The 4,516-nt window shown below is 64.1% G+C and carries 4 protein-coding genes; 2 read left to right on the top strand and 2 right to left on the bottom strand.

Annotated features, from left to right (window positions below):
* Positions 1–126: 126 nt before the first annotated feature.
* Both JHD07_RS33630 and JHD07_RS33625 read right to left on the bottom strand, forming a co-directional pair.
* Positions 127–1,671: an acyl-CoA synthetase gene (locus JHD07_RS33630; protein ID WP_291629986.1), complete on the bottom strand. Its 1,545-nt coding sequence runs from the start codon at positions 1,669–1,671 to the stop codon at positions 127–129.
* Between the two features lie 190 nt (positions 1,672–1,861).
* Positions 1,862–3,034 (bottom strand): acetyl-CoA C-acetyltransferase, encoded by a 1,173-nt coding sequence (locus tag JHD07_RS33625; RefSeq protein WP_291629984.1) that lies wholly within the window; start codon positions 3,032–3,034, stop codon positions 1,862–1,864.
* Positions 3,035–3,184: 150 nt separating this feature from the next.
* On the opposite strand from JHD07_RS33625, the gene JHD07_RS33620 reads away from it, so the two are divergent.
* Positions 3,185–3,844, top strand: a complete 660-nt coding sequence (locus JHD07_RS33620) for a TetR family transcriptional regulator (protein WP_291629983.1) — start codon at positions 3,185–3,187, stop codon at positions 3,842–3,844.
* Between the two features lie 55 nt (positions 3,845–3,899).
* A partial coding sequence (locus JHD07_RS33615) for an SDR family NAD(P)-dependent oxidoreductase (RefSeq protein WP_291629981.1) occupies positions 3,900–4,516 on the top strand: 617 nt, incomplete at its 3' end.

Genomic DNA, 4,516 nt, shown 5'->3' with positions numbered 1-4,516 from the left:
GCGCCGGGGTGGGGTGATCTTTCCACTCGGGCAGTGCTCGTGTGGAGAGATCACCCCGCCCCGCTGCGCATTCCGCTTCGCTGCACGCGCATCGACCCTCCCCCTCCAGGGGAGGGTAAGAGCGCTTCAAATCTTCGCCGCCGTCTTCGGCCAATATTTGTCGCGCAGGTGACGCTTCACCAGCTTGCCGGTCGGCGTGCGCGGCAGCTCGGCCTCGAAGTCGATCGAGCGCGGGCACTTGATGGCGGAGAGGCGGGTCTTGCAATAGGCGATCAGGTCGGCCTCGAGCGCCTTGCCGGCGCGGCCTATGTCGTGCGGCTGCACTACCGCCTTGACCTCCTCGCCCATCTCCTCGTTCGGCACGCCGAACACCGCGACGTCGGCGACCTCGGGGTGCGTGATCAGCACGTCCTCGGTCTCCTGCGGGTAGATGTTCACGCCGCCGGAGATGATCATGTAGGACTTGCGGTCGGTGAGATAGAGGAAGCCGTCCTTGTCGAGATAGCCGACATCGCCGAGCGTCGACCAGCCCTTGGCGTTGTAGGCCTTCTTCGTCTTCTCGGGATCGTTGTGATAGGTGAAGGCGGGCGCATCGGCGAAGTAGACGGTGCCGATCTCGCCCGTCGGCTGCTCCTCGTCGTTCTCGTCGAGAATCTTGATCTTGCCGACCACGGCGCGGCCGACGCTGCCGCGGTGCTCGAGCCATTGCTGCGAGTTGCAGACGGTGACCCCGTTGCCTTCCGAGCCGGCGTAATACTCGATCAGGATCGGACCCCACCATTCGATCATCTTCGCCTTGACGTCGACCGGGCAGGGCGCGGCGGCGTGGATCGCACCCTTCAGTGTGGACACGTCGTATTTGGTGCGCACATCGTCCGGAAGCTTCAGCATGCGCACGAACATGGTCGGCACGAGCTGCGACTGCGTCACCTTGTACTTCTCGACCAGCTTCAGGAACTCTTCGGCATCGAAGTGCTCCATGATGATGGAGGTGCCGCCGAGCACGACCGCCATCATATTGAAGCGCAAGGGCGCCGCGTGATAGAGCGGCGCCGGCGAGAGGTACGTGCTCTCCGCGTTCATGCCGCACATGTCGGCGCAGAGCACGCGCAGGAAGGCGTTCGGTACGTCGATCCTGTTGCCTTCGAAAGCCTTCTTGATTCCCTTCGGGCGGCCAGTGGTGCCCGAGGAATACAGCATGTCGTAGCCGGCGACCTCGTCGGCAATCGGCGTGGTCGGCTGCGCGGCGGCTTCCTTGTCGTAGGAGCGGAAGCCGGGCAGCGGATCGTCCATCATGTAGAAGATCGGCTCGCCGGCCGTGCCCTTGATCAGGCCCTTGATCTGGTCGGCGCATTTCGGCGTGGTGATGACGACCTTGGCGCCGCAGTCCTTCACGATGTAGTCGATCTCGTCCTGCTTCAGGTAGCGGCTGATGGCGGTGTAATAGAGTCCGCTGCGCTGCGCGGCCCAGCAGATCTCCATGAAGGCGAGGCGGTTTTCCATCAGCAGCGCGATATGGTCGCCGGCTTTGAGGCCGAGCGAGCGGAACAGATGCGCGCCCTGGTTCGAGAGCTCGTCGAGCTCGCGATAGGTAATCGCCTTGCCCGTGCTCGCCATCCGGTAGGCGATCTTGTCGGGCGTCGTCTTGGCGTGGATGGAGGGGTGGGTCATCAGCGCAGGTCCCGAGGCAAACGAGATGTCGTCCCCGCGAAGGCGGGCACCCATAACCAAAGGGCGTGGTCGTTGAAACGAGGTGGAGCTCCGGCGCAGCATAACCACGGCGTCCTGTGGTTATGTGTCCCGGATCGGCGCGCGCTTGAGGCGCGCTTGTCCGGGACGACACCGTTTGTGTGGCCGCGACTTACAGCCGCTCCACGATCGTCACATTGGCCATGCCGCCGCCCTCGCACATGGTCTGCAGGCCATAGCGCTTGCCGCGCTGGTGCAGGGCGTGGACCAGTGTGGTCATCAGCTTGGTGCCGGAGCCGCCGAGCGGATGGCCAAGCGCGATGGCGCCGCCGTTGACGTTGAGACGCTCCGGGTCGGCGCCGGTGGTCTTCAGCCAGGCGGTCGGCACCGAGGCGAAGGCCTCGTTGACCTCGAACAGGTCGATGTCGCCGATCTTCATGCCGGCCTTCTCCAGCGCCTTCTTGGTGGCGTGCAGCGGCGCGTCCAGCATGATGACGGGGTCGCCGCCGGTCATGGTCATGTGGTGGATGCGCGCCAGCGGCTTGACGCCGAGCTGCTTCAGGCCCTTTTCGTTCACGACCATGACGCCGGAGGCGCCATCGCAGATCTGACTGGCGCTCGCCGCGGAGAGCTTGCCGTTCTCGGCGATCAGCTTGACGCCCTTGATTCCGTCGAGCGTGACGTCGAAGCGGATGCCTTCGTCGATATGGTGGGTGTCCTTGCTGCCGTCGGCGCGGGTAATCTCGAGCGGCACGATCTCCTTCTTGAAGTGGCCCGCTTGCGTCGCCGCGATCGCGCGCTGATGGCTGTCGTAGGAGTACTTATCGAGCTCCTCCTTGGAGAGGCCGTACTTCTCCGCCATCATCTCCGCGCCGGTGAACTGGCTGAACACGATGTTCGGATATTTCTTCTCGATGCCCGGGCTCTTGTAATTGCCAAACCCGTTCTTGGCCGGCAGCTGCGAGGACAGGCCCATCGGCACCCGCGTCATCGACTCCACGCCGGCCGCGATCACGACGTCCATCGCACCGGACATGACGGCCTGAGCGGCGAAGTGCAGTGCCTGCTGGGAGGAGCCGCACTGGCGGTCGATCGAGGTGCCCGGCACGCTCTCCGGCAGCTTCGAGGCCATGATCGCGTTGCGCGCGACGTTGTTGGACTGCTCGCCGACCTGCATCACGCAGCCCATGATCACGTCCTCCACCAGGGCGGGATCGGCCTTGGTGCGGTCGACCAGCTCGTCCAGCACCTTGGCGGCGAGATCGGCCGGATGCCAGCCGGCGAGGCGGCCCCCCTTGCGCCCGCCGGCGGTGCGCGCAGCGGCGACGATATAAGCCTCGGCCATTTCGGTCTCTCCCTTGATTGTTCTGGATTGGGTTGTCGGGGGCGGATTTAAGGGGTGGACTATCGTTTAGTCAATCGATCAATTAACTCTTGTGATCAGGCGCTGCTTGGGCTTATCTGCGCGCGCTCCAGCGGCCAAACAGGGATATCCGTGGCGACCAGCGTAACGAACAGGCTCCCCGGCGGGAAAAATTCCACGGCAGAGAAATTGCTGGTGGCCGCAAGCGAGCTGATGATCGAACGCTCCTCGATCGAGATCTCCCTGTCCGACATCGCGCAGAAGTCAGGCGCCAACGCCGCGCTGGTCAAATATCATTTCGGCAACAAGGACGGCCTGTTGCTGGCGCTGTTGGCGCGCGACGCCGCGACGGAGATGTCAAATCTCGAGTTTCTCTTGGCGCAACCGATCACGTCGACGGCGAAGCTGAAGCTGCACATCGCCGGCATCATCCGCGCCTATCACCGCTTCCCCTACATGAACCGGCTGATCCATTATCTCTTGCACGAGACCAGCGGGAGCTCTGCCGATGAAGTATCGAAATTCTTCGTCGCGCCGCTCTTGGATTTCCATCGCCGCCTGCTGGCCGAGGGCGTCAGCCGCGGCGAATTCCGCCGGACCGACCCGGTGCTGTTCTACACCAGCCTGATCGGCGCCTGCGATCATCTGTTCTTCGGCCGGCACGCGATGTCGCGCGCGACCGGCGTCGGCCCGGTTACCGACGACGTCTGCCGGCAATACATCAAGCATATGGAAACGCTGATCTGCGGCGGCATCCTCACGCAAGCCGGGGAAGCTGTCGCTGCCGGATAGTCCGGCCAATTGTTCACAAGTCTAGAGAAGAAACGTCCAAGGAAAGGTACAAGCGATGCAGTTGAAAGACGTAGCCGTTCTCATCACCGGCGGTGGCTCGGGCCTCGGTGCCGCGACCGCCCGCGCCATGGCTGCCAAGGGCGCCAAGATCGGCGTGATCGACCAGAGCAAGGAAAACGCCGAGAAGGTCGCCGCCGAGGTGAAGGGCGTCGCGCTTCACGCCGACGTCACCAGCGAGGAGCAGATCAAGGCCGCGATCGCCAAGGCGGAAGCCGCGCACGGCGTCGCTCGCGTGCTGATGAACTGCGCCGGCATCGGCGGCTCGCAGCGCATCGTTGGCCGCGACGGCGTCTACCCGCTGGAAAAGTTCGCGCGCATCATCAACGTCAACCTGATCGGGACGTTCAATTGCCTGCGGCTGTTTGCCGAACGCCTCGTCACTGCGGAGCCCGTCGGCGAAGAGCGGGGCGTCATCATCAACACCGCCTCGGTCGCTGCTTACGAAGGCCAGATCGGCCAGATTGCCTATTCGGCGTCGAAGGGCGGCGTCGTCGGCCTCACGCTTCCGGCCGCTCGTGATCTCGCCAGCCAGAAGATCCGCGTCAACACCATCGCGCCCGGCCTGTTCTTCACGCCGCTGCTGATGGGCCTGAACGAAGAGGCGCGCAAGAG

This window comes from Bradyrhizobium sp. (assembly GCF_016462955.1).
GTDB lineage: Bacteria > Pseudomonadota > Alphaproteobacteria > Rhizobiales > Xanthobacteraceae > Bradyrhizobium.
This window is presented reverse-complemented; position numbering and strand designations above follow the sequence as displayed.